Origin of the sequence: Acidovorax sp. Root219, assembly GCF_001428665.1 — a bacterium.
Classification (GTDB): Bacteria; Pseudomonadota; Gammaproteobacteria; order Burkholderiales; family Burkholderiaceae_C; genus Acidovorax.
The window spans coordinates 44,514-70,687 of the sequence record NZ_LMIJ01000021.1 but is presented as its reverse complement, the minus strand read 5'-3'; the positions used below and the strand labels follow the sequence as shown (position 1 = coordinate 70,687).

Sequence of the window (26,174 nt, the reverse complement as noted above, 5' to 3'; positions counted from 1 at the left end):
TTGGCGCAGGCGCTCCTGCAGCTGTGTGGGATCGCCTCGGACCATCAGCGTGCCGTCGCGCTGGATTTGCATCTGCACTGAGTCGGTTGGCTGCGCGAAAAAAGTTGCAGCACCGGCTTGCGGAGCTTGTGCGCGGCGGGTGCTGAACCGTGCCCGGCCAGAGTTCTCCATCTCGCCGCTTGCCGCTCCCGCGTGGCGATGGCGCGGATCACAAAGCGCTCGGCCTCGCTGTAGGTCATCGCCCGGATGGCATCTGCCAGGCGGTTCATGCCCATGCGGTCGGCAACGCTGGCCAGCCAACCCGCAAGCACTCGCACCTGCTCTCCGAGACGCAAGCCTGCCTGCATGCGCCCGCGCAGTTCCTCGGCCGCCACGGCCAGGCCTTCCTCGATGGCCAGGGCTTCGTACTGCGCTGTCAGCTCGCTGCCGGCGAACCCGGCATCGCGCAGGGCTTGTAGCTGCATCGCCGCTTCAGGAGCGTCCTTCTTCCAGTCCATCGCGTACTGGTGCACTCTGGCGTCGCGCTTTGCCAGATCGAGCATGGCCTGCACATAATCACGCCGGGGCAAGATGTTGCGCAGCCCCGCATGGAACAGCTCATGAAAAACCGTCTCTCGAACCTGTATGACCTGCCGATGATTCTCGACGACGATGGCAAGCCGATTCCCCGTCCATACACCCATTGCACCTTCCGGCGCGACTATCCCCAGGTCAGCGGCCCGCAGCACGACATCGACTGGTGGCGGGTTCCGGAGGCCCGACAAAGCCTGCTGCACAAGTTGCTGCACCTGTTCAAGCGATAGGCCTGGGCCCTGGTCATTGCTGCGTGTGCTGAACCGAGGCGTCGCATCACCGGCAGCGTCCCCACGCGCATTGCGCCGCTCTATCTCCTGGGCTAAACTGAACAGGTCCCCAGCGGAGTGGTTCACGGCGCGAGCCGGGAGCTGCACCCCATAGAGGGTTGTTCTAGGGTCGGTCTTTCGTGGATCGGCTATCTCGCCAACCCACTCCCCCCGCTGGGGATCTTTTGTGTTCAATTCCAGCCCGTCCTCGCGGGCTGCAGCTTCCAACCACTGGGCGCTGGGCACATGCTCGTTGAGTTCCACCGCCTCCACTGTGTACAGTGGGTTGGCCCGTCCTTCTTGCCCCGTTTACTTAACGGTCAGCTTGACCAGCTTTGAGCGTCCATTCACCTGCATGTGTGCGAAGAAGCGGTGAACTGCCCGAATGTTCACGTCGTCACTTCGGTCCTGCTTGCTCCAACCCAGGATTGCATGCTCAAACAAGCTGTCCGCATTGGCTACGGCCATGGCATGCGTAGCGGGTGTCTCGGACTTGGCCACCGCCTTGCCGCTGAGCATCTTGTCGAGTGAATTGCGCGATACCACTGCCTTGAGGCCAGTGGACTCGTTGGTTAGCTCTTTGCCCTGAAATTGCTTAACCGCCTCGCGTGCTTCGCTGAAGGTTGATGCTTCGCGCACCTTCGGAACACGTGTTCGGCTGAACAACAAGGCAGTGCGTTGGGCCGTTCCATGCACAAGGTCAGTTGCGGCACCAGAAGTATCGTCGCGTGTGGAGCGTTCCCGCTGCGCAATGCCAAACGCCAAATCCACCAGGTCCTGCCCATCGAAAGCCTGCGGATTCCCGGTCAGCTTGCCCAGCAAGGCCTGCAGCGATGCCCGCACCCGCGCCAACCAGCCCTGCACCGAGTTGGCTGGCATGAGCGCCGTAGGTTGCACGCCCAGCTCCATCGCCACCTGCACGGCGTAGGGAAACAGTTCTTCGCTGCTGTAGGTGCCCGGCTCTGCACTGTCTGGACGCGAAGCTTGCACGCGTGCCATGGCTTCGTCGTAGACCCGGCGCTCCAGGCTCCCTTTGGGCCTGTTCGCCCAACTGCCGATCACCTCGTGCAGTTGCTTCCATCCTTGTTCTCCCAGCACCGCCTTGCCATGCTTGTGCACCAGCTCATGCGCGGCCACGGCCATCTCCTGGCCGGCTTCGATGTGATCGGCGATGAGGAAGACGGTCTTGCTGTTGGGGTCGTAGAAACCTTGTGCCAAGCCCGAAACCGGCGACCCCAGATCGACTTCGCCGACCAGAGGCTCCCAGTGCGCCTGGATATCTGCTGAGGTGGCCACCACCACGCGGCCACGACCCTCTGCCAGCAGGCCCATGCTGTTCGTGAGCTTGGCCACGGCAGCCTTTACGGACTGCACGGTGGCGGGCTGGGAGGGCAGGCCCTGGCTGGTGTGGGCGCCTGGACGCGCGCCAGGGCCTTCGCCTTGTGCGCGGCGGTAGCCAGCCAAGTGCTTTTCCGATAAAATCCGTCGCGTTCCCGGCTTGTTTTGGACCGCCGTACTGGGCAATCGGAGCCCAGCCTGCGCCAAGATGGTCGGGAACTTTTTTTGGTCGACATACCGCGCCAGTCCGTCCCTCAACCAGCGGCCATAGGGCGGCGGCCCGTCGTCCTTGTCGTATGCGTTGACCAGTAAATGCAGTCGCAGCGCCGCGGAGCCGATTTCCGCGTCAGGCTCTACGACCATGAGTACATGCGAACCTTGCACTGTCTCTGGGGCGACCACCACCAGCCTTCCTGCAACGGTATCCGAATCAAAAACCGCAGCTGGGCTTTCCAGCCATTGCGGTACCTTCATCCACTCAGCAGCAGTCATGTGGGGATGCTTGAACTGTCCTTGCAAGACTTTGCTTTCCTGCAAGTACAGTGGTGTTGCCGCGTATCCAAGCAAACCCAGCATGTCAGACGAGTCCAGAACAGTGACGCCGATTCTGTTTGCTGGCGCTCCCGCAAACAATGCATCGATTCGGGCCTCGTAGGCAGTTTTGGTCGCTGCAGTTCGAGAGAACTGCAACGTACCTGCACCGGCTGCACCCGATCCCTGCGACTGGTGTGCGGATGTGGTGTTGAACCGGGCTTGGCTGTTGCCTTGGGCATCGCCATCCTTGCGCCCCGCATGCTCGATTGCCCGCATCACAAAGCGCTCGGCCTCGTTGTAGGTCATGGCTCTTATGGCCCGCGCCAGCTTGGCCATGCCTGCCTTGTCAGCCACGGTGGCCAACCATTGCGCCAGTGCTCGGATGCGCGATGGCTTCCAGCGCGTTCCCATGCTCAAATCGACATTCAGCTCCTCGGATATCCGTGCCAGGCCTTCCTCAATGGCCATCGCCTCCAACTGCCCTTGCAGTTCACTGCCTGTGTATCCAAGGCGCGCCAGTTGCTCACGCTGTTGCGGCACGATGCCAGTGCGCTTCCACTCATTGGCATACTGCTGAACCCGCGTGTCGCTTGCCGCCAGGTCCAGCATGGTCTGCACGTACTGCGCGCGTGGCACCAGAAAGCGCACACCCCGATGGAGCAGTTCATGGAAAACGACCAGCCGCACGTCCAGGTCCGAGCCTACGCCCGACTGGAACACATAGATATCCCCACTCCCGAGGGTAATGCCCGATACCATTACTTCCGCAGGCACGACGAGTTCGATATCTCCGGGGCTGCCCACGGCCTTGACTGGTGGCGCACCAGCAACCCCCGCAAGAGTCTCCTGGATCACCTGGTCGATGCGTTCAAGCGAAAGCTCCGCCTTGGGGAGCGTTGAACGGGTGCTGTAGCGGCTGGCAGGCGGAGGTCCATCTTCGGCTTTGCTTGCTGATGCGTTGCGGCTGAACTGCTGGCCCGAAAGGGGGGAGGGCAGAGAGTGGTCCGCCGAGGCCGAGGTGCGTGGCGGCTGCTGCTGCAGCAACTGCCGCGCCTTGCCCACTTGGTCGAGCCCGACAACCACGCCGCCCTCGCGCCGCAGCACGCGCTCCACGCCGCCTTGGCGCAGGTGCTCCTGCAGCTGTACGGGGTCGCCCTTGACCATCAGCGTGCCGTCGCGCTGCGTGTGCATGCTCACGGCGCTTGGGGCGCTCGACCCAGGTTCGCCCTCGGCGACCCGGCGCCCCCGGGTCAGCGAGAAGCCTTTGCCGCCCGTATGCACGCCCTGCTGGTGCAGTGTGCGCCCTGCATCGGGCAGCGCGTCATGCAGGATGCCGGCGGCCAGTGCATCGCGCACAGGCTTGGACCCTATGTCGCCCGCGTCGCCTACCGCGAAAACGCTGCCCGAGCCTGACTGGCGCATGAAGCGGCGCACGGTGGCCGCGAGGTAGGGATAGTTGCGCGTGAGGATGCTGGCTGGGGCCTCGGAGATCGCGCGCACCTTGCCATCCGCGCCGGTGCCGATGAGCGTGATCCAGCCTGGCCGCTGCATGGACTTGCCCACGATGGCAAGGTCGTCTGGCCCAGCCATCTTTTCGCCCAATACCGCCATGGGCTTGCTGGCCTTGAGCAGCCTGTCCTCGCCGAAGTCTTGGTAGCGCACCATGTCGGCAGGTTCTCTGCCTTGGTTCGCAGCGTCGATCACGGCGTATTTGTTGCTGTTGATGACAACGTGAGCCACGAGACCCGGGACATGCGCCCCCAGCATGCGTGTGAGTCCAACGTCCTCAGGGCTGGGCGTGGGATTGCCCGACGGATGGTTGTGCAGCAGGTAGTAAGAGTCCGCCCCAGTCTTCTGCTTGATGTCGCGCATCTGGTTCACATACTCTTGCTCGCTGACGCCAGCAGGAGCCATGGGCGCTGTGCCAGGCATGCGGGAACTAACGCCGGTGGCATGCACCACCACGCCGTCCTTGACAAAGAAAACCCGGAACGTCTCGAACCGGGGATCGCGATACACCTGGGCCAGCTCGGCCAGGCGTTGCGGGCTGTCTACTTGCTCGCCAAGGAGGGATTGGCTGCCGGAGCGTTCGATTCGCTCGGCGATTCCAAGTCCCACGAGAGCGGCGGTCCTACGTGGTAGGGATGTTCTTCCATCCCGCCGCAGAATCCCCTGGCTGCTCCCTTGGTCGTCGGCTGGCTCCATTCGCCCGGCAAATCCGACTCCCACGAGAGAGGCGGTCCGATGCGGTAAGGGTGCTCCACCACCCCGCCGCAAAGCACCATCGCCGGCCGCTCGGGCGTCGCCTTGAGTGGGTCCGAGTCCATCGTCGGGCTGGGTTGGTTCTTGAACGCGTCCATTGACACTACTGTAGCCGCTGCGGTAGCTCTCTGCAACGAGCTTGCCTTGGCTGGGTGCAGGATTGTGAGGTTGCGCAGGCTGCAGGCCGCCCAGCAACTGCCGCGCCTTGCCCACTTGATCGAGCCCGACAACCACGCCGCCTTTGCGCCGCAGCACGCGGTCCACGCCGCCTTGTCGCAGGCGCTCCTGCAACTGTGCGGGGTCTCCTTTGACCATCAGCGTGCCGTCGCGCTGCATCTGCATGACTGGCGCAGGCTGAAATGCTCCCCCATTCGCCGGTGAGCCATGCTCTGTGCGTGAGGCGCCGGCGCCCACATCGCTGGAGCCCTCCTTGGAGCTGCCAGCCGTTGGCGCTCCACCTCGAGGGTCTGCGGGCGCGAACCGCGAGGCGGCTCTGGCCTGTGGCAGGGTGGCCGTTGCCGATGCGCGCTGAGACCCGCTCCCCACCTGCGGGCCAGCCGTGACGGCGAGTGGGCGGCTGAGCACCCGTTGCGCCAGTGCCGCCTGGTCGACGGGCACCACGGTCACGCCCGCGAATGGCTCGGCACCGCGCACGCCGCCTGCTTGCAGGTGCGCCAGGATGCCGCCGATGACGAGCATGCCGGAGTCAAGGGCCTGGACCTGTGCGTCTATGGGGGCGGAGGCCGGGGGCTGGACCTGTGCCGTTGCCGTGTGGTGGGCCGAGCCGTGCTGGGTAGTGGCTGGCGCTATGTCTGTGGCTGCGGCGCTGGCATCGGCTTCAGCGTTCGCAGCGGAAGGCGTTGGGGCCGGAGCTGGGGTGCCGGGTGCATTGGTTGCGGGATCGGCGGCGCTTGCCTGGGTGGCTGTCTCTGCCTGATCTGCGTCGCTGTTGACCTGTCCGTGCGGCAAGGCGTTGGCGCCTTGCTGTGTGCCGCTGCTGTTGCCGTCCGTCGATGCCGGCATGGGCATCGTGGGCGTGGCCGATGGGGCGGCAGGGCTTGGTGTGGTCGCCGCGCCGGTTGCAGCATCCTGTGCCGGCAGGGCCTCGGCCTGGCGCAGTATCTCGGCTTCGGCTCGGGCTTTCTTGTCGGCGGCGGCTACGTCCGACCATTGGGTGGTGTTGGGCACGGGCTCGCCGTGGTAGCCCGTTGCTGGTGCCGTGGAGCCTGATGAGGGCGCTGGAGTGGGGGCGGTGGTGTTGCCGGTGCCTCCCTCATAGGTCCCTTCACCGGCCTGGGGTGCGTGCGGTGCGGTGGATTGGTCCTGTACGCGCGGTGCGGGCTGCGTCACACCACCTCCCAGCACGCGCCGTCCCCCGCTCATCATTGCGCCCTGCATCACGGTCTGGGTGATGGTGTCGCCCAGCTGTTGGACGTAGTCGCCCAGCGTGGCGTTCGGGTTCAGCGCCATGCCGGCGGGGGCCCATTTGTCCACGGCGAACTGGCCGGTGGTGGTGAGCACCTCGCCGGGGATTTCCTTTTTGACCAGGTTGGCCAGAAAGCCCGCCAGCGCATCCCCGTGCATGCCGGCGGTGGCCTTGCGGATGGCCCCCATGTTGCCCTTGAAGCCGAACTTCTCGCCGATCACCTCGAAGGCGGCGAATGCGCCTGCGCGCCCGGCCGCCTGCTGCGGGTCGAGCCCGCGCGACTTGCCGTCGCTGTACTCCTGCCCGAACGATTGCACCGCTATGCCGCCCATGCTGAGCAACTGCGACGGTACGAAGCTGCCCGTGACCAGCATGGGCAACTGCTGGGTGATGGAACTGACGGCACCTTCGAAGTTGCGCTGCAGGTGCGTGCCGCGCTCGCCAATGGCCTGCTCCATGCCGCGCAATGAGGTGGCGCGGTCTGCGGTGCGTTGCCGGGTTGCATCGTCTGCGCCGGTCAGGTCTTCGATGGCCTGGCTCAAGCCCATCACACCCTTGCCCAGGCCCAGCCCGCCTTTGGCGACGCCGCGCACCACTGCGTTGTTGAGCAGGTTGGCGGGGCGGTCGGGGTCGAACAGGTTCTTGGTGTCGAAGTCGTAGGTGGAAGGCTGCACCGTGCCGCCAAGGGCCTTGATCTCTTGCCCCGGTGCGACGCCTGCGGCTGCGCCTTCACTGGCCGCGCGCCGCGCGAAGTCGGGGTGCTCGCCCTTGGTGATCAGTGCCTTGGTGCGGCCTTCGGCGCGGGTATCGAGCAGGGTTGCGGTGGGCGAGCGCGACAGGGCGCCTTCGTCTGCCCGCGCGAACTGCGCGGCCCTCTCGCGTGCGAGTTGGCCCTGCCATCCTGGCATGGACTGCATGCGCTGGCGGTCTTCAGGGTTGGCTGCGTTCCATGCGTTGCCAAAGGCCTGGCGCACCTCGGGCCGCACCGGGGCGAAGCTGGCGCTGGGCAAGTCCGCAGGCGGTGCGGCGCGTTCCAGCACGCTGCCAACGCTGGCTGGCGTGGCCTTGCCGGCGGTGGCCTCGGGCTGGGTGGCCACCCATCGTGCGGCGGCGCCGATGCCCGGCAGCATCCGGGCCAGGGTCTTCGCACCCGACGCCAGCTGGCTCTTCACCTCATCCACGAAAGGCTTCTGCGTCGCCGGGGCCTGGCGGTACAGCAGGCTGCGCGGGTCGTCGGCGGCGCCCAGCCTGGCGTCTGGCGGGGCAGGGGGCTGGTCTGGCCTTGCGGCTTGCGATGGCGGCGCCCCCGGCACGGGCGCGGCTGCCTGGGGCCTTGCGGGCCTGGGCCGTTCCGAGGGGGCCGGCGTCGGTGCAGGCCCCGGGGCGGGCACCTGCGCATCGGCCTGCGTTGGGGGCGAGAGGGGTGCAGCGGCCGGTGCCGCCAAGGCATCGCCAGCGTTGCCCTCTTCTTCCCGGCGGTGGGAGGCCAGGGCCTGGGCGTAGTCGCCATCGAAGGCCTCCAGGCGCGAGCGCAGCGAGGCTGCGGTGTCGAAAATGGAATCGACCGAGCCGCCGTGGCCCAGCGCGCGCAGCACGTCGGCGTCCACCCCGTATTCGCGGGCGGCAGCCTCCAGGGCTGCGTCAAGAGGTACTGGGCCGGGCGGCATGGAGGCGGGCGGGTCCGCAGGCCAGGCAGACAACGGTGTGCCGTCGTCGTTGTCGTCGAGGGTGAAAGCGCCCCAGGCCTCGTCTTGCGAGGCCAGTTCGTACAGGTTCATGGAAAGGGCTCCGCGCGGAGGTTGGTGGTACGAGACCACTCTGGCGCGCGGATCAGCCGCTGGGGAGTGCCGGCATATATGCAGCAGGGCGGGGGGCCAACCCCCACCCACCCGCCCGCCCGCCCGCCGCTACCCGGCCCTGATGTGCTCGGTGAGGAACTGCACGAAGGCCTTGCCTGCGGCGGGGAGGGCGCGGCCGGCCAGGGTCTGCACCTCCAGGTAGCGCTCGTTCATCTCGCGGTCGCGCAGGGCAATGGCCACCAGCTCCAGCGACTGCAGGCGGGTGCGCACCGAGAGTTCGCCGTAGAAGGCGATGGATTCGAGCGCGGTGGCGGCGTAGCTCACCAGCGAGTCGGCGTGGTTGCTGGTGATGGCGGTGGCGTACTGCAGGCCCTGGCGGCTGCAGCTGGTGTCCAGCAACTGGCGGATGGAGCTGACCGGCGTGGGCAGGGCCAGCGGGTAGGCCACCACCTGGCTGAGCGATAGCTGGCGCTGCGCGGCCAGCGGGTGGCGGCGCGACATGACGGCCAGCACCGGGCAGGGGTGGCGCAGCTCGAGCTTGATGCCGGGCTCGGGCAGGCCGCTCAGGGTGATGCCGATGTCGGCCTCGCCGTCGCGGATGCGGCCCGGCACGTCGCCCTGGGCGCACATCTCCAAGTGAAAGCGGATGCCCTCATACGTTTCGCCGAAGCGCGCGATCAGCGTGGGCAGCAGGTCGTAGGCAAAGCCGGCCGCGCTGGCCACGCGCACAAAGCCTTTGCGCAGGCCGCGCAGGGCGGATATGTCGCTGAGCACACGCTCGTTGTCTTGCTGCACGCGCTTGGCGTGCGCGGCCAGCAGCTCGCCTGCCGCATTGGGCACCATGCCGCGCGCCTGGCGCTCGAAGAGCAGGGTGTCCATCTCGCGCTCCAGGCGCGCCACCTGCCGGCTTACGGCCGAGGGGGCCACGTTCAGGCGCAGGGCGGCGTCTTTCACCGAGCCGGCGCGCACCACTTCGAGGAAGTAGCGGACGGCGGTCTCTTGCAGGATGTGGCTGGCCATGGGGTTTCCTGTCGGTTCAGTTATCTATCGCGCTATGCGTTGCCCGCAGCCCATGCAACTGGCGCGGCCAGAGCCAGTGCCCCCGTGCAAGGGCCGCCCCGCCGCACTGGGGGCGTCCCCCTGAGGGGGAAGGCGCGAAGCGACTCAGGGGGCATCTGGTTCAATTGCTTTTTCGGCAATCGACAATTCTAAACATTGCGCTTGTTGCATTCAATACCGCCTCCTACCATGGCTGCATGGCGTGGATGTGACGCTGACGACCAACCGACCTCTCTTTCAGGAATGCTGTTCATGAAAACACCGATGCCGCTGTCTGCCACCCGATCCAACCCTGCGCGTGCCCACCGCCTGCACGCCATGCTGTTCGCCGGCCTGGCCAGCGTGGCCGCGCTGGCTGCGTTCAGTGCCCCCGCGAAGGCGGCTGAAACCGCATTCCCCACTAAGCCCATCACGCTGGTGATCCCCTTCCCGCCGGGCGGCGCCACCGATGTGCTGGGCCGCGTGATCGCGCTGCGCATGGGCCAGGCGCTGGGCCAGCCCATCGTGATCGAGAACCGCGCGGGGGCGGGCACCATCATCGGCGCCAGCTACGTGAGCAAAGCGCCGGCAGACGGGTACACGCTGCTCATGAGCTCGGGCACCACCTTCACGGTGAACCCGGCCATCCGCAGCAACCTGCCGTACGACCCGGTCAAGGGCTTCGAGCCCATCGGCATCTCGGGCCGCACGGGGCTGATATTGCTGGCCAACCAGGAGGTGCCGGTGCAAAGCGTCAAGCAGTTCGTCGACTACGTGAAGGCGGCGCCGGGCAAGTATTCGTACGGCTCGTTCGGCAGCGGCACCACGGCGCACTTCGCGGGCGAGACCATTTTGCAGGCCACGGGGCTGAAGATGGCGCACATCCCCTACAAGGGCAGCGCCCCGGCCATGACGGACCTGATGGGCGGGCAGGTGCCCTTCACCGTGGACACGGTGAGCGCCGCCATCCCGCAGCTCAAGACCGGCAAGATCAAGGCCATTGCCGTCACCACGGCCAAGCGCTCGCCGCTGCTGCCCAACGTGCCCACGCTGGCCGAGGCCGGCTACCCCGACATCAACCTGGACACCTGGCTGGTGGTGGCCGCGCCCAGGGGCCTGCCGCCCGAGGTGCGCGCCAAGCTGGAGAAGGCCCTGGCCACCACCGTGGCCGATCCCGAGACCAAGGCCAAGCTCACCGCGCAGGGCATGGAGCCGGCGTTCAGCAGCGGCGCTGCGGCCAGCGAATTGATCCAGCGCGAATTGCCCGCCATGCGTGCCGTGGCCGCCCGCTCCAACATCATTGCAGACTGACCATGCCCGATACCGCTTCGTCCACCCTCGTTCAACCCGACCGCCCAGATACTTCCAGCCGCCCCGGCGACGCGCTGGTGGAGCAATCCGCTGTGGCGCTGCGCCGGCTCATCGGGCGTAAGGAGATCTCGCCGGTCGAGCTGCTCGATGCCTGCATCGACCGCATCGAACGCATCAACCCCTTCGTGAACGCCGTCACCGCCACCTGCTTCGACCGCGCCCGCACCGAGGCGCGCGCTGCCGAGCAGGCCGTGGTGGATGGCACTGCGCCCCTGGGCCTGCTGCACGGCCTGCCGTTGGGCGTGAAGGACCTGGAGCCCACCGAGGGCCTGCTCACCACCTGGGGCTCGGCCATCTACCGCGACCATGTGCCCACGCAGGACATCGAGCTCGTGGCGCGCCTGCGCCGGGCCGGTGCCATCGTGGCCGGCAAGACCAATGTGCCCGAGCTGGGCGCGGGCGCCAATTCGCGCAACACGGTGTGGGGCGCCACGGGCAACCCGTTCAACCCCAACCTCAATGCCGGGGGCTCGTCGGGTGGCTCGGCGGCCGCGCTGGCGTGTGACCTGCTGCCGGTGTGCACGGGGTCCGATACCGGGGGCTCGCTGCGCATACCGGCGGCCAAGTGTGGGGTGGTGGGTTTTCGCCCCTCGCCGGGCGTGGTGCCCAGCGTGCGCAAGCCGCTGGGGTGGACGCCCATCTCGGTGGTCGGCCCCATGGGCCGCACGGTGGAAGACGCCTGCCTGCAACTGGCCGCATCGGCCGGCATGCACGCGGGCGACCCGCTGAGCTACCCGCTCGATGCGATGGGCTTCCTCGCCCCGCCCGAGGTGGACCTGGGCCGCCTGCGTGTGGCCTACACCGAAGACTTTGGCACCTGCGCGGTGGACGAGGGCATACGCTCCAGCTTCCGCGGCAAGATCGCGGCCATGCGCCATCTGTTTCGCAGTTGCGACGAGGTGAAATTCGACCTGGGCGATACCCACCGCTGCTTCGACGTGCTGCGCGCCGAGGCCTTCGTCGCCGGCATGCAGGCCGCCTACGACCGCGACCCCGACAGCCTGGGCCCCAACACCCGCGCCAACTACGAAATGGGCAAGCGCATGAGCCTGCTCGACAGCGCCTGGGCCCAGGCCGAGCAGACGCGCATCATCCAGGCCACGCAGCGCACGTTTGCCGATTACGACCTGGTCCTGTCGCCCACCACACCCGTGTCGCCTTTCGCGTGGACACAGCTGTATGCCGATGTCATCAACGGCGAGCAGCAGGCCACCTACTACCGTTGGCTGAGCCTGACCTATGTGGTCACGCTGATGACGCACCCGGCGCTGTCGCTGCCCTGCGGCGTGGACCATGCGGGCATGCCGTTTGGCCTGCAGATCGTGGGTGGTTTTAGGCAGGACCACCAGGTGCTGGGGGCATCGCTGGCGCTGGAGCGGGCGTTTGCGGCCAAGCCCGAGCTGCGCCGGCCCCGGCCGGATCTGGCGGCGCTGCGGCGGGCGGTGCCGGATTTGCGGTCGATTGTGACCATGCCGCCGGTGCTGGGTACGGCGGCGCAGGGGGCTGCTGCGTCGGTGTCGGTGGTGTGATGCAGTCTACGCGGCAGAGCCGACTTTCGCCTTGGCGCGCAGCAGGCCCTTTTTCTGCCCGAGGGTGTAGAAGACAATGACATCCACCTCGCCCGAGGTGCCGATGGTGGGGCATCCCTCTGCTGCGCCGTAGTAGATGGGCTCCTGCTTCATCCCTGGGGGAACCGGCTGGCCTGGTTGCAAGCTCTGCTGTGAGAGCCAGTTTGTCGCCGTGGTCAGCACGGTGAAGCGGTGCCGCTCTCGGATCGGAAACTCCATGGACTGCCCCCCGCTCTCGATGCGCACGGCGGTGGTGACCAGTCCATCGGGCAGGCCTTGTGCTCCGCCCCGGATGGCATGGGGGACGATCATCTCCCAGCAGGGGCCCGAACCGGGCATCAGGTCGACGTAGGGGCCAGCCTGTAGCTGCATGCCGCTGGCGATGCCCGCGTCCCGGCTCGCCTGGAACACCCATTGGCTCAGCGGCCCCAGGTCAAGCAGCCGCCCGCCGCTTTCCGGCCCCAGGTACATCAGGTGCGGAGTTCCGTGGCCGTTGACGGCGAGCTTGTGGCCGCCGGGGTACTCGCGCAGGTAGTAGGGGCCGTCGATGTGCGCGGGCACCTGGGCTGCCTGCGGCGCAAAGGTCTGCGGCATCGTCTTTTCTGCCCAGTCCAGCACCAGCGCCGCGTCGTGCACAGGGCCCAGCCCCTGCACCGCCATGGGCGCTGCAGAGCCCTGGGGCAGGCAGATGGCCAGATCGGGGGGTGGGTTGTAGGTGGCGGGCACGCCGGGGTAGAAGCTGGTGGTCATGCGGCAGGGGGCGCTGTTCCAGCCGGCGCCTTCGCCCCAGCACTGCACGTATCCGCCTTCGAGCACGGCGCACGCGGCTGTTCTGCCTGCGCTGATGGCCGTGGCGTCCGTGATGCCCGTGACCTGGCCGGCAGTGCCTCCGGCGAGGCCCGTGCCCAACTGCCCATTGGCATTGTTGCCCCAGCAGGACACGGTGCCGTTCACCAGCAAGGCGCAGGTATAGCCGTTGCCCACCGCCACGGCCTTGGCGGCGGCGGCAAGGCCTGTCACCTCGACCGGCGTGGTCAGCGGGCCGCTGCCTGCCGGCACGCCCAGTTCTCCATAGCGGTTGTTGCCCCAGCAGGAAACCTTGCCGCCCCATCGCAGCACGCAGGCGTGGCCATCGAAAAGCGATACCTCCAGCGCATCGCAGATGCCCGGCACGGTGCGCGGCTGGCGCGGGTCGTCAGCAGCCCCCGCAAGCCCGCTGCCGGCGCCCACGCAGACCACCTTGCCGTCCAGCCGGGCCACGCAGGTGCTGCCATGACCAGCCGCTACGTGCCGCACGTCCGACAGGCCATCCACCGCTGTTTCCGTGCCTATCTGGGTCTGCACGTGCCTGCCGAGTTGCCCCTGGCTTCCATCGCCCCAGCACGAGATGCGCGTGACAAAGCGAAAGCACGCATGCGTTGCGCCCACGGCAATGGCGTCGGCGTTGTAGTAGCGCGCGACGGTCTCGGGCACGGGTGGCCCGCCCAGTTGCTGTAGATCGTTGCTCCCCCAGCACTTGACCGATGCATTGGTCAGCAGGGCGCAGCTGAAGTCACGCCCCACCTTCACATCCTTGATCGAATAGGGGCCGAAGTCAGGGGCGGCCAGGCTGCCCCAGCAGGTGATTTTGTGGGTGTCCGCCGCCGAGCAGCCGTGGCTGGTGCCCATGCTCACAGTGGTGGCCATGGCCACCGTTGGCGCAAAGGCCGCGGACAGCAGCAGCGCTGCGGTTAGGAGCACCATTTTCTGGAGAAGCCGCGGCGCGCTGGTTGTGCTGTGCATGGTCATGGTCCTTGAAGGCGGGAAAGCGCAAACGCGCCGGGGCAAAGATGTCGGGATGGTGGACGTTGATGCTGCAGAGCGCTGTGCGCAGGGGCGTGCAACTCAGTACGCCGCCCCCACCTTGGCCCGCGTGCGCAGTTGCCCCTTGCGGCCGCCCAGGGAGTAGAGAACCGTCACACCCACCTCGTCGTCCGGGCGCACGGCCACGGGGCAGCCTTCGGCGATGTCGCTCAGCACCGTCTCCAGCTTCATACCGGCCGGCATCGCCTGGCCCGGTTGGAGGAAGCGCTGCGTGACCCAGTCCGTCTCGGTGATGAGGCGCTCGCTCGCATACTGGCCCAGGCCACGGATGGGGAACTCCATGCTCGTGCCGCTGGTGTTCTGCACCCGCACGCTGGTGGCGACCAGCCCTTTGGGTAGGCCGTTCGCGCCGCCGCGAATGGCAAAGGGCACCAGGAAGTAGCTGCACGGGCTGGGGATCCTGTCTATGAAGGCGACACCAGGCATGAGGTTGAGGTAGGGCGCGGCCTGCAACTGCATGCCGCTCTTGGTGCCTTCTTCCTGGCGCGCCTCGCTCAGCCACCGGTCGAGCGGGCCCAAGTCGAGCAGCCGGCCCTCGCTGATGGGCCCCAGGTACAGCAGGTGCGGTGTGCCGTGGGCGTTGACGCCCAGCGTGTGCCCGCCCGGGTACTGGCGCAGGTAGAACTGGGTATTGCCTGGATCGGGATCACTGGACGCCTGGGCCTGGAAGGTGCCGGGCATGGCTTTCTCAGCCCAGTCCAGCACCTGGCCTGCGTCGCTGGCCACGCCCAGGGCCTTGATGGCCAGGGGCGCGAACGAGCCAGGCGGACGGCAGATGGCGATGTCGACGATGGGCCCCCACGAAGCGGGGTGCTCCGGGTAGGTGCCGCCCAGTGTGCCGCAGATGCCGTTGCCCCAACCCGCGCCCTGGCCCCAGCACTGCACGTAGCCACCCTGCAAGGCCACGCAGGCCGCTGTCTGCCCGGCGCTGAGGGCGGTGGCGGTGGTGATGCCGGTGACCAGCCCGGTGGCGGCACCCCCCAGGGCCGTGCCCAGCTGGCCGTTGGCGTTGTTGCCCCAGCACTTCACAGTGCCGTTGACCAGCAGGGCGCAGCTGAAGCCGTTGCCCACGGTGACGGCCTTGGCCGCAGCGCCCAGGTTCGTCACCTCGACAGGGCTGCGTTGGATGTCGCCACCGGCCGGTATGCCCAACTGGCCATGGCTGTTTTGCCCCCAGCACGACACCTTGCCCCCGGCGCGCAGCACGCAGGCATGGCCGTCGAAGAGTGCAACCTCGCGTGCATCGGTGATACCGGGCACGGTGCGTGCCACGCGGGGCTCATCGAGGCCGCCGGAGAGCTCGCTGCCCAGGCCGACGCAGGCGACCTTGGCGTCCCACTGCACCACGCACGTGGCGCCCTGGCCCGCCGCGAGGTGCACGGCCTTGGACAACCCTTCCACCGCGATGGGCGCCGCCGAGCTGGCAGCACTGCCGGCACCCAATTGCCCTCGGCTGCCGTCACCCCAGCAGTAGGCCTGGGTGTCGAGCAGGGCGCAGGCATGCGTTGCGCCTACGGCCAGCTGCGTGATGCGCCACAGGCCTCCTACGCTCGGGCCGGCGGAGGAGGGGGAGTTGACGCCCAACTGCGAGAAATCGTTGTTGCCCCAGCAGCGCACGGTGCGGCCCGCCATCAGAGCGCAGCTGAAATCGCGCCCGGCCCGTACGTCGAGCACCGTGTCAGGCGCTTGGTCCTGTATGGGCAGGCTGCCCCAGCAGGTGGGCTGGTGGGTGTCGGGCACCGAGCAACCGTGGCTGTGGCCCACGCTCACGGTGGTGGCCATGGAGGCTGATGGTGTGAAGGCAGCGGGCAGCAGCAGCGCTGCGATGCCAAGTGCCCTGCGCACCAGTCGCGATGCAAGCATCGGGGTGTGTCTGTCGTCCATAGTCCTCAACCTCTCAATGTGTTTTCGGCCATTCTAGGAACGAAGGGCCCGCAGCACATGTGGCCGCGATCACAGGGTCGATGTAACGAAGTGCCGCAAAACTGGCCTTTGCAAGGGGTCCGGCGCTGCGCCCGGTGGCGTTGCCGGCCCGCGACGGCTGGCCTTTCAGCACGCAACAAGAGCTTGCGTTGTCGCCCTAAAATCCGCGACAAACACTGCTGAGCCTGGGGAGGGCACCGAGGATGAGTTACACGCTGCAGCTCTGGGAAAAGCCGGCCGACTGGCCGTGGCCCGCCACCAAGGCGGAGGCCGACGCGCAGTTCGAGCGCGTGTTCGCCACCCCGCCGCCGGGGCAGAACCCCCGATTTCTGGTGTGGGGCAGGGCGCTGCAGGAGCGCTACCCCGAAGCGATGGACGTGTGGCTGGACGGCAGCGAAGAAGGCGTCACCGAAGATGCCACGCTCGGCTTTGGCATCAACACCCGCACCGAACACTGGGAAGATGCCTTCGAGTTTGCCTGGGCGCAGGCCACCCGGCTGGGCCTGAACCTGTACGACCCGCAAAGCGGCGTGCACTACCTGGGCAATGGCGATGTGCCCGAGGAGCCGGACCTGCAGCTCAAGCGCGCCGAGCAGGCCCGCAAGGCTGGCGACGATGCCACGGCCTGGGCCGGGTACCGCGCCCATGCCGCGCGCGGCAACCTGCACGCCTTGTATGCCATGGGACGCGCGCTGCGCTTTGGCACCATGGGCCAGCGCCGGCACTTTGACCTGGCGGCCGCGCTGCAGCTGCTGGGCGCGCACGATGCGCCGACCCGGCAGGACGCGCAGGCCTTCTACGAGCGCTTTCCCGTCGAGGCCAAAGGGCGCATACAGACCCTGATGGCGCGCCTCAAATCCGCATCGGGCAGCATGCTGCTCACGGTTGTGGATGGCGAGCGCAAGGCGGTGGACGATGCCTATGTGCACAACGAGCAGATGCTGCTGTACACCCGAAAGCGCATCGAGGCGGCGGATGGCATGAAGGCTGCGGCGTCGATGGGCCACGAGCTGGCGGCCTTCTACACCGCGCTGGAGTCGGTGATCGGCTGGGAGGAGCCCAGCTACGAGAACGCCCGCTACTGGTGCCAGCGCGCCGTGGACTGGGACCACGAGCCCGCCAAGCGGCTGCTGGCACTGATGCACGAGCGCGGCTGGGGCGGCCCGGTGGACATTGCCGAGGCCGCCAAATGGAATGCAGCAGCCAGGGACCAGTGGCAGCAGGAGCAAAAGCTGCGGCAGGCGAAGGAAGAGGCTGAATCCCCCGGCGGCCTGAGCCTGGCGCCCATGGCACCGTCGGCGCCCGCCACAGCCCCGGTGGTGTGGACCGGATCGGTGCTGCGTGACCTGGTGGGCTGGTTTGCCCGCGAGGGCAACCCGCATGCGGCGTTCTACATGGGCACGCTGGACGAGCACGGCCGCGACGGCGGCCTGGTGAACCTGGCTCAGGCCCGCGACTGGTATGCCCAGGCGGCCGAGGCCGGCCATGCCGACGGCACCTACAACCTTGGGGTCGCCATCGAGAACGGCACCGGAGGCCCCAGGGACAAGCAGGTCGCCAAGGCGCTGTTCATGCTGGCCAACACGCGCGGCACCACCATGCGGGTGGATGACCTGAAGATTGCGCCGCATGAGCAGGGCCCCGTGCGCTCCCTGGTGGCGGCCCTGCGTGAACCAGGCCGCCTGCGCGCCGTGCTGCGCGAGAAGGGGCTGCAGGCCGGCGCGGGAGGCATCGGCGCGCCCCCGAAGGGTGCGGCGGGCGCCGCTGTGGCGGCTGGTGTCGGCGCTGCCGCAGCGGCCGGGCTGTCTGGCACGGACTGGGGCCGCGCCGGCGGCGCGCCGACTCCACCGGCCGCTGCCGCATCCCCGCAAAGCCCGCCGCCGGGCCGAGCGCGCGGCCAGTTGGCGCAGGACGATGGCGAGGATGACGGCGACCGCATGCCGGAGCGCGACCGCAGCTACCAGCGCACCACCTTCTCCCTGCACCTGGGCCACCTGGCCCTGCTCATTGGCGCGGCCAACGTGGTGCTGCTGATCCTGTTCTTCAAGGAGGGTGCGAGCTTTCGCACGGGCATGGCCGTGATGGGCCTGATCGCCGCCTTCGGCGCCTGGCGCACGGGGCGCGACTTCGATTGGCCGCCTGCCGCGCGCGCCGCAGTGGCGGTGGTAGCGGCCATCCCCATGGTGGGCATGGCGGTGAGCGTGTGGATGCTGTTCCGGTCGTTTCGCGGGCGGGAGTGAGAGAGCCAAGGGGCGTGCGGCAGCCCGGCACATGCATGCCCGGACGCTGCAGCGCCCGGGATGCATGCGTCCAGCCCGGTATCAGGCCAGTGCCTTGCCGAAGGTGGCGAGTAGGCGTGCCCAGGCGCGGTCTGCCTGGGCGGCGTCGTAGACCCGCGAGTCGGACGGGCACCAGCCGTGGGCGGCGGGGTAGACCTCCACCTCGGCCTGCAGCTTGGCGCTGTCGAACGCGGTGCGCAGGCTGGCCTTGGCCTCGGGGTCCTTGGTATCGTCGTTCTCGGCAATCGCAATGAGGTACTGCGCCTTGGTCTGTGCCACCAGCCGATGGGGGCTGTCAGCCGCTGGCGTCACCATGGCGGCGCCATGGAAGCTGGCCACCGCACCGACGCGGCCCGAAGCCACCATGGCCGTGCGCACCGCAATCGGCCCGCCCATGCAGTAGCCGGTGGTGCCGATCTTGCGCGCCTTGTCCACCTCGGCCTGGGCGTCGAGCCACGTCACGAAGGTCTTGCCGTCGCTCAAGTGCATGGCGGGCGTCAGGGCCTGCATCAGCGGCATCACTTCGGCAATCGGCGTCTGGCCGCCCTGTGCTGCGGTAGGCGCCTTCTTCTGCCGGTAAAAAGGGTTGACGACAAGCACGCTGTAGCCCGACTCTGCCAGGCGCTTGCCCATCTGCCTGAAAGCCGGGCGCAGGCCGAAGATGTCGGGCCACACCAGCACACCAGGGGCCGGGCCCGAGGTCGGCGCGACGAAGTAGGCATCGCAGCTTCCGTCTGGCGTGGTGATGGTCACCTCACGCTCGGCCACCGCTGCAGCGTTGGCCACCGCAGGCAAGGCGGTGAGCAAACCGGCCGACGCAGCCCACGCGGTGAAGTCGCGGCGGGTGTACTTGTGGAGGTCGTCATTCGAATCGCACATGGTGGTCCAGCTCCTTTTCGGTCAAAAACAGTTGCGGCAGGGCGTGCCATGGTACGTGACAAACAGGAATGCTGCAGGCTCTGTTGTGCGGTGCCTGGGCACATGGGCTGCATGCGCTTGCTCCCTCGTCTTGAGGGCGGCCCAAAGCACCCACAACCTGCATGGCAAACGCGAAATTTGCCGATTCAGGGGCTGCGCTTAGGATGGCTGCGAGGGAATTTTCAGCCACAACAAAGACGACAACATGAGAGACCACAGCAGTCCTGGGGCCCTGGCGCAAGCGTTGCCGGAGACCGTCTCCACCACGCCCCATCGCACCGCAGAGCAGGAGAAGCAGCCGCCTGCCCGTCGCAGAAGCCGGGAAGAGCTCGCCGCGGCCCACCAGCGTGCCCAGGCACGGGTGCGTACCGAGGTGCAACGGCAGATGGACACAGAGCGTCGCGACCTGGTGCGCAAGGTTCAGCAGCGGTTCCACCAGAAAGTGCTGAGCAGGCCGGCTGCAAGGCCTCTGCGGCTGCCCTACCGCTTTGCCGTACCGCTGGTGGCGCTGCTGGTCTTCATCTTCGGTGGCGCGTGGTTCGAGATGTCGCGGGGCGGTGAATTCCTGGCCACGGGCAACGCCGCATTGCGCGCGGCAACCCCGTGGTTGGTGCTGGCGGCACTGCCCGCATGGTATTGGGCGCTGTGCCGGGCGGAGGTCTGGGCGCCCCGCTTGTACGAGGACATGCCCACCTGGTTCGTGCGGCGCATGGTGGTGATCCCCTTTGCCACGTTGCTGGGGGCGGCTGCAGTTGGCGCTGCGCCTTGGGGCTGGCTCGCCTACCTGGGGGGGCTGTCGGGCACGGCCTCGCGCATGGAGGTGCGCGTCATGTCGGTGGACGCACCACGTCGCTCCGGCCGCTGCCAGCAGCATGCTAGCGTGGAGCTTCGGGGCGCCATGGCCCGTGTCTGCGTGCACTCCGCCACTGCCGGTGTAGTGGCGCGTGCGGGGGATATCCTGGTGGTGTCCGGTCGCGTTTCGCGCTGGGGCGTGCATGTGGAGTCGGTCCATGCGAAGTGAGTCTTCTACCCATGGACCGGCATCGTCGCCAGCGTTCGGCGATGCGCCTCAGGACCCGGCCCTGAGCCCCGGTGCGGGCGATGCCATCGACAGCTTGGGGCCCGAGGTGGCGAGCGTCCTGCGGGAAGGCCTCGCGCTGGAGCGCAAGGGGCTTCTGGATGCGCAGGCGACTGAGCGCATCGAGGCACGGCTGCACGCGCTCTACGAGGCCCAGATGCAAGACTTGAGGGACCGGCAAGGGAGCGTACCATCGGCCGGCGAGAGCCGCTCCGGGCAAGCGCAATCCACGTCCAGTGAGGAGCGGCGTCCGGGGTACAGGGCACCGGATCCCGACGCTACCGCCCGCAGGGAGGCCTTGCTGCACCGGTTGGATGAAGACCGGCGCGAAATGGACCGGAGTCTGCAAGAAGCAAAAGACCGAATCCAGGCGCTCCGGGCAGAGTATGGGTTCGCCGAACCGGCCCATCGAGGCCCGCCACTGCCCAGGGCGGTCAGCGTACCACTGGCAGTTGCCGGCATGTTGGGGATTGCAGGCGGGATGCTTGGGATGGCTCTTGGTGATGCCTTCATCTGGTCCAGTGGCGCGGGCTATGGCACCGTGGCACCGTGGATTTTTCTTGCTGCACTGCCCCTTGTCGCTTTGGCCTTGTATTGCGCTGAGCGGGCAGGCCACGGTTTGCGGAACCGGTACCCGACCTGGTTCGTGCGCTGGCTTTTCGTGTATCCCTGCATGGTCCTGATTTTTGCGGGCATGCTGGTGGCCTCGCCCATGGGGTGGAGTGCGGCACTGGGGTGGGGGCTAGGCACCTTCTCGCGCACCGAGGTGCGGCTTGTTTCCCTGGGCAGACTCTCACCCGGGGCCAAAGGCTGCGACCAATCTGCAGAGGTTGAATTCAAGGGAACGAGTTCGCGCATCTGCCTGGAAGGGCGCGTGCGGGGCACGTTGCCGGGCCCCGGTGAGATGGTTGCCGTGTCGGGGCGCATCTCCCGGCTGGGGTTGTATGTGGAGCAGGTGCACGGGCGGTGAGTTCACACCACAGGGGCTGCTGAGCGAGCGCCCGCGCCTTTCTCGCATTTGCAACGCCAGGGCCTCACCCAGGTAACAGCGCTCGACCGCGCTGCCAGGGACCCGCACAATGGGCTGTTCATCCATTCGCATGGGCGCGCTGTCCATGTGCCTGCGTGCCGGAAAGGCCCCGGTTGTTGCGCTCGATACTCCGCGTGTTGTGCATCCCTGCCACCCTGGCCGGCGGGGCCGCGTTGGCGGAGCCGGGCTACTACGTGGTCACCGCGTACAGTGATCCCGGTGAAATGACCATTGATTTCCGCTACTGGACCGTGGCCTCGCGGGGCTCGGCGCTGACCAAGTGGCCCGAGGTGGGGCTGGGCTGGAACGTCAACGCCCGCTGGTACACCGAGGTAATTGCCAGCTGGATCACCGCGTCCGACACGCCCACCACGCTGTCGAGCTGGAACTGGCAGAACGACGTGCTGCTGACCCAGGGGGAGTGCCCGTTCGACCTGGCGATCCACGCGCTGGTATCGGCACCCAAGCACCTGGGTGATGGGCACACACTGGAGTTCGGCCCGGCCTTCCAGACCGACATCGGCCGCACGCAACTGAACTTCAATGTGTTCTTCGAAAAGGGCTACGGCGGCTTCTCGCGGCGGCCGACGCAGCTCAAGTACCAGTGGCAGGTGCGCCACCGCTGGAGGCCAGATCTGCACTTCGGTGCGCAGGGCTTCGGCGAGGTGGGTCGGTGGGACGATTGGGCGCCGCGGCGCGAGCAGTCGCACCGTGCAGGCCCGGCGTTGTTCGGCAGCTTCAAGTTCGGCGACCACGAGTTCGGCTGGCAGGCTGCCTACCTCTACGGCAAGACCTACGGGCAGCGCGGCAATATGTTGACCGCGCGCATCAAGTACGATTTTTGACGGATCAGCGCCCGCCAGGCCTGCGGGCCTGATTCGGCATGGCGCCGTGGGGGCTGGCCCTCAGGACGTTTCCATCACTTTCACCTTGGCCCGCACCTGCCCCGCCTCGCCGCCGATGGTGAAGTACAGCACGACCTCCACGTCGTCGTCGCCACGGATCAACGTGGCGGGGCAGCCCCCGGCCGTGCCCAGGTAGGTGTCAGGTGACACAGGGGATCTGCTGTCCTCGCGGACGCTCGGTATATCGACATAGGTGTCGCCCTTGAGCAGCCGTACCGAGGTCGGCGTGAACCCCGCGGGCAGGGCGTTGCCAGCGGTGGCGCTCAACTGGTACCAGACGTACAGGTTGTCGCAACCGGTGCGGTGAGCCCCGGGAAAGAAGTCCACGGTGACCAGTGTCCGCAGCAGTTGCAGCGTGGTGTTGATGGGCGGCGTAACGGGCTGCGAGGCGCGCGCCTGCCGCGCCCACTGGGCCAGACGGCCCAGGTCGCGCAGCTGGCCGCCGCTGTCGGGGCCCAGGTACATCAGGTGCGGCGTGCCGTGGCCGTTGACGGCGAGGTAGGTGTTGCCGGGGTAGGCGCGGACCAGGTAGTTGGGGATGCGGTCAGGCAAAGAGGGGATCTGGAACTGGGGTGGAAAGGTCTGTGGCAGGCTGGCCTCTGCCCAGTCCATCACCTGGTTCGCATCGGCCAACGGGCCAAGCCCCCGCACGGCATAGGGCGTGGCGGATGCCCCACTGAAGCAGGCCGCGAGGTTGGAGCTGGGGTAGCTGTACTGCACGCCTGGGTAGTAGGCTCCCACGGTATCGCAAAGGCCATCGCCACGGCCGACGCCGGTGCCCCAGCAGTTGACGTAGCCAGCATCGAGCACCGCGCAGGCATGCGTTGCGCCTGCGCTGATGGTGGTGGCATCGGCGATGCCCAGCACCTTGCCTGTTTCTGGCGTGGCGGAGTCCCGGTGGTAGCCTACGCCCAACTGCATGTTGGGATTGCCACCCCAGCACTTCACCGTTCCGTCGGCGAGCACGGCGCAGGTATAGCCCGGTCCCACGGCAACGGCCTTGGCTGCGCCGCCGAGGTCCGGTTCGTCCAATGGAGCGGTCACCGGCGTGGTGCTAGGCGTCGTGCCCAACTCCCCTTTGGCATTGCTGCCCCAGCAGGCCACAGCCCCCGTCTTGCGCAGCACGCAGCCGTGGCCGTCGAAGAGCGATACGTCCACCGCGTCGCTGATGCCCGGCACCATGGTGCCCGTGCCGGGCGCGGGGGCCATGCCGCCCGGTGCGGTGAGCTGGCTACCGCTGCCGTAGCACCACACGGTGCCATCAACCTTGACCCCGCAGGTGCTGCCGTTGCCGGCGGCCACGCGCACCACCTGGTACAGGCCCTCCACGTAGGTGGCCTGGGCCGAGGGTGTAGGGCTCACCGGAGCACCGCGCTGGCCCCGGCTGGCATCGCCCCAGCAGTACACCACCCCCCGGCTGAGCGCGCAGGCGTGGGTGGCGCCCACGGCCAACTGGGTGGCCTGCCGCACGCCCGCAATGGCCTGGCCCGGCGTGTCGCCCGTTGCGGGGCCGAACGACAGGCTGCCCATGTCGCCCCAGCAGCTCACGGTCTCGTCCTTGCGCAGCGCGCAATTGAAGCCCTTGCCTGCGCGCAGGTCGGCAATGCCCGCGGTGCCGGTCTTGGCCAGCGGCACCGCACCCCAGCACTGCGCCACCCAGTCGTTGGAGACGGAGCACGAGGTGTCGTACCCGGTGCTGAGCGTGGTTGCCCGGGCGGGGGATGGCGCCGCGGCCAGCAGCAGCAATAGCCCGGCGGCCAGGGCGAGAAGCCAGACTTCAATGCGCTGCCGCTGTAGTAAAAATCGGTGGGCGTTCATGGCAAGGACTTCATGGGTGGGAAAGCGGGTTTGGCCAAAGAGATTTCGCTGGCGACCAGCGCAGGCCCTCAGGTTCAGGAAGTCGCCAGAATCGGTCCCTTGGCCTTGACGCGCAGCGACCCGCTCCCCTGGTCCGTGGTGTAGAAGAGCACTACATCCACGTCGTCGCCGGGCGTCAGTCCGGCCGGGGGGCAGCCTTGGGCGACGCCGCTGTAAACCGGCTCTTCCATCATTCCGGGCGGGATGGGTGCGCCGGGCAACCGGCCGCGGTTGGAGAGCCAGTCGGCGGCAGTCGTCAAACGTGCGTAAAGATACCGGTCCCGCACGGGCACATCGACCACCAGGCCGGGCTTTTCCAGCCGCACCGACGTAGCCCTGAAACCGGCGGGAAAACCGGTGGTTCCGGCGCGCACCGCGTAGGCGGCAAACAGGTTGTTGCAGCCGGGGCTGGGAGGGCCTGGCATGTAGTCGATCCACACGGTGGCCTGCAGTGCCAGGGCGGGCCGGGCGGCCAGTTGCGCCCAGTGGGCCAGGGTTCCCAGCTCCACCACGCTGCCGCCGCTTTCCGGCCCTTGGTAGAACAGGCGGGGCGTGCCATGGCCCGTGACAGCCAGGGTGTGGCCGCCTGGGTAGTTCTCGGTGTAGAAGTCCTGCAGTGGGTCGGCCAGAGAATGCGACCGCGCGGGAAACAGCGAGGGCAAGGTCTTTTCGGCCCAGTCGAGCACCAGGCCGATGTCGTGGGCGGGCCCGAGGCCCTGCACGGAATAGGGGGTGATCGCACCGGTGAGCCTGGCATGGCACACCGGAAGGTTGTCGCGGGATGCGACATAGTCGAAGCCGGGATACGTGGCAATGTGCGTATCGCACAGTCCATGGCCCATCGCCTGGAGGGGCTCTGGCTTCCCCCAGCAGTTGACGTACCCGCCGTACAGGGCGGTGCACGCATACCCCTGTCCTGCACTGACCTCGGCGGCCTCGGTGATGCCCACGACCTGGGTGGGCGCTTGGCTATCTGCGTAGGGAAGGCCCGTGCCCAACTGGGCGTTGGCGTTGTTGCCCCAGCACTGGAGTGTGGCGTTGGCCAGCAGCGCACAGGTGAAGCGGTGGCCCGCCGTGAGGGCCTTGACGGGGCCCAAGAGGCCCTCCACGTCGAAAGGACTGGTGGCCACGCCGCTACTGGCGGGCGCGCCCAATTCTCCATGCTGGTTGTTGCCCCAGCAGGCGACCTTGTCATTGCCCAGCAGCACGCAGGCATGGCCATCGAAGATCGATACGTCGTATGCATTGCGGATGCCTGGCACCGTGCGGGCCTTGCCTGGATCGGACTGCGCCCCTTCCAACAGGCTGCCGGCGCCCACGCAGACCACGGTGCGAATGGTCAGCGCTGCGCAGGTGCTGCCATTGCCGGCTGCAATGCGCCATGTACCCGAGAAGCCTGGCACCTTGGTCGCCTCGGCCGTGGGTGTCGCGCGCAGCGGCTCGCCCAACTGGCCCTGGCTGCCGTCACCCCAGCAGTACACCTCGCGGAAACGGCTGAGTGCGCAGGCATGGCTGGCCCCTGCCACCAGCTGTATTGCATCCGAGATGCCGGTGATCGGTGTACCCAGCGTGTCCGCAGACGCTGCGCCCAGCGAGAGGCCACCCATCGTGCCCCAGCAACTGACGGTGCCGGTCTTGAGCAGGGCGCAACCGAAGCCCTTGCCCACGCGAACGTCGGCAATGCCGGCCGTGCTGGTCTTTGCCAGCGCCATGGCCCCCCAGCATTGCGCGGCCCCGGTATCGGACACCGAGCACGAGGTGTCATAGCCAGCGCTGACGGTGGTGGCCGTGGCGGGTGCCGGTGTCGCGGCGAGCAGCAACCAGGCCGTAAGTGCCAGAAGCCAGGGGGTGATGCGCTGGGGTAAAGGGCGGGTTCGGTTCATGGCGCGTGTTCTAGCAGCTTTGGCGCCTTGTGGACAGACGAAAGACACGTGATCACCCGTTCGGGTGGGTCGGTGTCGACGCGGGCGCCTGCGGTAGGTCTACATCTGGTGGTGCGGCCCGCGGCGCGGTTCCGCACGGCGGCGATGGCGATGTCAAAGGCGTGGATGGGGGCAAGGCCGGGGCTTGATGGGTAGCCCACGGGTTTGACGGTAGCCCTGCCGGTGCACCCACGAAGCCACCACTTGTAACGGCCGATGGC

15 protein-coding genes are annotated in these 26,174 nt (G+C 67.7%); 7 read left to right on the top strand and 8 right to left on the bottom strand.

Going from position 1 to position 26,174, the window contains the following annotated elements:
• Positions 1 to 44: 44 nt before the first annotated feature.
• Entirely contained in the window at positions 45 to 542 is a 498-nt protein-coding gene (locus tag ASE28_RS32215; protein ID WP_157422066.1) for a hypothetical protein, read from the bottom strand.
• Between the two features lie 57 nt (positions 543 to 599).
• Here ASE28_RS32215 and ASE28_RS32210 point away from each other — a divergent pair, with 57 nt between their 5' ends.
• A complete protein-coding gene (locus ASE28_RS32210) occupies positions 600 to 803 on the top strand; it encodes a hypothetical protein (protein WP_157422065.1) in 204 nt (67 codons plus the stop codon).
• Positions 804 to 1,151: 348 nt separating this feature from the next.
• Here ASE28_RS32210 and ASE28_RS20335 read toward each other — a convergent pair whose 3' ends face one another.
• Positions 1,152 to 7,583, bottom strand: coding sequence for a JAB domain-containing protein (locus ASE28_RS20335; protein WP_162262270.1), 6,432 nt, complete (start codon positions 7,581 to 7,583; stop codon positions 1,152 to 1,154).
• Positions 7,584 to 8,309: 726 nt separating this feature from the next.
• Positions 8,310 to 9,221 (bottom strand): LysR family transcriptional regulator, encoded by a 912-nt coding sequence (locus ASE28_RS20330; RefSeq protein ID WP_057268249.1) that lies wholly within the window; start codon positions 9,219 to 9,221, stop codon positions 8,310 to 8,312.
• Positions 9,222 to 9,578: 357 nt separating this feature from the next.
• Here ASE28_RS20330 and ASE28_RS20325 point away from each other — a divergent pair, with 357 nt between their 5' ends.
• Complete coding sequence (locus ASE28_RS20325) at positions 9,579 to 10,550, top strand: tripartite tricarboxylate transporter substrate binding protein (protein WP_057268268.1); 972 nt, start codon at positions 9,579 to 9,581, stop codon at positions 10,548 to 10,550.
• A 2-nt stretch (positions 10,551 to 10,552) separates the two neighbouring features.
• On the top strand, positions 10,553 to 12,139 hold the full coding sequence (locus tag ASE28_RS20320) for an amidase (RefSeq protein ID WP_235516181.1): 1,587 nt from the start codon (positions 10,553 to 10,555) through the stop codon (positions 12,137 to 12,139).
• Positions 12,140 to 12,145: 6 nt separating this feature from the next.
• Here the strand turns inward: ASE28_RS20320 and ASE28_RS20315 are convergent, their stop codons facing one another.
• A complete protein-coding gene (locus ASE28_RS20315; protein WP_082608181.1) occupies positions 12,146 to 13,960 on the bottom strand; it encodes a regulator in 1,815 nt (604 codons plus the stop codon).
• Positions 13,961 to 14,062: 102 nt separating this feature from the next.
• On the bottom strand, positions 14,063 to 15,904 hold the full coding sequence (locus ASE28_RS20310) for a hypothetical protein (RefSeq protein ID WP_057268247.1): 1,842 nt from the start codon (positions 15,902 to 15,904) through the stop codon (positions 14,063 to 14,065).
• Between the two features lie 263 nt (positions 15,905 to 16,167).
• On the opposite strand from ASE28_RS20310, the gene ASE28_RS20305 reads away from it, so the two are divergent.
• Entirely contained in the window at positions 16,168 to 18,204 is a 2,037-nt protein-coding gene (locus ASE28_RS20305) for a tetratricopeptide repeat protein (protein ID WP_057268246.1), read from the top strand.
• Positions 18,205 to 18,285: 81 nt separating this feature from the next.
• Here ASE28_RS20305 and ASE28_RS20300 read toward each other — a convergent pair whose 3' ends face one another.
• Positions 18,286 to 19,122: a dienelactone hydrolase family protein gene (locus ASE28_RS20300; RefSeq protein WP_057203408.1), complete on the bottom strand. Its 837-nt coding sequence runs from the start codon at positions 19,120 to 19,122 to the stop codon at positions 18,286 to 18,288.
• Between the two features lie 424 nt (positions 19,123 to 19,546).
• Between ASE28_RS20300 and ASE28_RS20295 the strand changes: the two genes are divergently transcribed.
• The 3 genes from ASE28_RS20295 to ASE28_RS20285 all read left to right on the top strand — a co-directional run bounded on the left by ASE28_RS20295 (position 19,547) and on the right by ASE28_RS20285 (position 22,114).
• Positions 19,547 to 20,182, top strand: coding sequence for a hypothetical protein (locus tag ASE28_RS20295; RefSeq protein WP_057268245.1), 636 nt, complete (start codon positions 19,547 to 19,549; stop codon positions 20,180 to 20,182).
• On the top strand, positions 20,172 to 21,209 hold the full coding sequence (locus tag ASE28_RS20290) for a hypothetical protein (RefSeq protein ID WP_157422063.1): 1,038 nt from the start codon (positions 20,172 to 20,174) through the stop codon (positions 21,207 to 21,209). Before ASE28_RS20295 ends, ASE28_RS20290 begins: the two co-directional genes overlap by 11 nt.
• 194 nt (positions 21,210 to 21,403) lie before the next feature.
• The gene (locus tag ASE28_RS20285) at positions 21,404 to 22,114 is read left to right on the top strand and encodes a hypothetical protein (protein WP_235516180.1); all 711 of its coding nucleotides are present in this window, start codon (positions 21,404 to 21,406) and stop codon (positions 22,112 to 22,114) included.
• A gap of 60 nt (positions 22,115 to 22,174) precedes the next feature.
• On the opposite strand, the gene ASE28_RS20280 is transcribed toward ASE28_RS20285, so the two are convergent.
• Both ASE28_RS20280 and ASE28_RS20275 read right to left on the bottom strand, forming a co-directional pair.
• Entirely contained in the window at positions 22,175 to 23,992 is a 1,818-nt protein-coding gene (locus tag ASE28_RS20280; RefSeq protein ID WP_082608178.1) for a hypothetical protein, read from the bottom strand.
• A gap of 74 nt (positions 23,993 to 24,066) precedes the next feature.
• Positions 24,067 to 25,914: a hypothetical protein gene (locus ASE28_RS20275; RefSeq protein ID WP_082608177.1), complete on the bottom strand. Its 1,848-nt coding sequence runs from the start codon at positions 25,912 to 25,914 to the stop codon at positions 24,067 to 24,069.
• Positions 25,915 to 26,174: the final 260 nt, after the last annotated feature.

What these genes read in the sequence shown, in the direction of transcription:
- ASE28_RS20315 (WP_082608181.1), bottom strand. Translation starts at nt 13,960, where the DNA reads ATGCACAGCACAACCAGCGCGCCGCGGCTTCTCCAGAAAATGGTGCTC.
- ASE28_RS20330 (WP_057268249.1), bottom strand. Translation starts at nt 9,221, where the DNA reads ATGGCCAGCCACATCCTGCAAGAGACCGCCGTCCGCTACTTCCTCGAA.
- ASE28_RS20325 (WP_057268268.1), top strand. Translation starts at nt 9,579, where the DNA reads ATGCTGTTCGCCGGCCTGGCCAGCGTGGCCGCGCTGGCTGCGTTCAGT.
- ASE28_RS20280 (WP_082608178.1), bottom strand. Translation starts at nt 23,992, where the DNA reads ATGAACGCCCACCGATTTTTACTACAGCGGCAGCGCATTGAAGTCTGG.
- ASE28_RS20290 (WP_157422063.1), top strand. Translation starts at nt 20,172, where the DNA reads ATGCGAAGTGAGTCTTCTACCCATGGACCGGCATCGTCGCCAGCGTTC.
- ASE28_RS20310 (WP_057268247.1), bottom strand. Translation starts at nt 15,904, where the DNA reads ATGCTTGCATCGCGACTGGTGCGCAGGGCACTTGGCATCGCAGCGCTG.
- ASE28_RS20300 (WP_057203408.1), bottom strand. Translation starts at nt 19,122, where the DNA reads ATGTGCGATTCGAATGACGACCTCCACAAGTACACCCGCCGCGACTTC.
- ASE28_RS32215 (WP_157422066.1), bottom strand. Translation starts at nt 542, where the DNA reads ATGCTCGATCTGGCAAAGCGCGACGCCAGAGTGCACCAGTACGCGATG.
- ASE28_RS32210 (WP_157422065.1), top strand. Translation starts at nt 600, where the DNA reads ATGAAAAACCGTCTCTCGAACCTGTATGACCTGCCGATGATTCTCGAC.
- ASE28_RS20275 (WP_082608177.1), bottom strand. Translation starts at nt 25,914, where the DNA reads ATGAACCGAACCCGCCCTTTACCCCAGCGCATCACCCCCTGGCTTCTG.
- ASE28_RS20295 (WP_057268245.1), top strand. Translation starts at nt 19,547, where the DNA reads ATGGACACAGAGCGTCGCGACCTGGTGCGCAAGGTTCAGCAGCGGTTC.
- ASE28_RS20305 (WP_057268246.1), top strand. Translation starts at nt 16,168, where the DNA reads ATGAGTTACACGCTGCAGCTCTGGGAAAAGCCGGCCGACTGGCCGTGG.
- ASE28_RS20320 (WP_235516181.1), top strand. Translation starts at nt 10,553, where the DNA reads ATGCCCGATACCGCTTCGTCCACCCTCGTTCAACCCGACCGCCCAGAT.